The following is a 409-nucleotide window of genomic DNA, read 5'->3' as shown; positions in this document are numbered from 1 at the left end:
CGGGCGCTGGCCTCGGCGCGCGCCGAGGTGTTCGGCGTGCTGGTGCCGTCGCTCACCAACAACGTCTTCGCCGAGGTGGTGCGCGGCATCTATGACAGCCTGTCGGCCAGCCCGTTCCGCATCCAGCTTGGCAACACCCACTATTCCGGCCTCGAGGAAGAGCGGCTGCTGCAGCTGTTCGGTTCGCAGCGGCCAGCTGCGCTGATCGTCGCCGGCATCGATCAGACACCGGCCTCGCGAAAGCTGCTGGAAAGTGCCGGCTGCCCCGTGGTGCAGGTCATGGAAACCGGTCCAGATCCGGTCGACATGATGGTCGGCTTCTCGCATCTCGATGGCGGCAGGGCGGCGACCGAGCATCTGATCGAGGCCGGCTATCGCCGCATCGGCTTCATCGGCGCACGCATGGACC

Annotated in this window: 1 pseudogene (only partly in view); it reads left to right on the top strand. The window is 67.0% G+C overall.

The features are described from left to right. Positions 1-409: pseudogene (locus EOB59_RS14430) on the top strand (substrate-binding domain-containing protein); its annotated part runs 449 nt beyond the window's last position; the annotation flags it as partial.

The organism is Mesorhizobium sp. M7A.F.Ca.MR.176.00.0.0 (genome assembly GCF_004023165.1).
Taxonomy (GTDB): domain Bacteria; phylum Pseudomonadota; class Alphaproteobacteria; order Rhizobiales; family Rhizobiaceae; genus Mesorhizobium.
The sequence above is the reverse complement of the archived record's forward strand: the minus strand, read 5'-3'. Positions and strand labels throughout refer to the sequence as shown.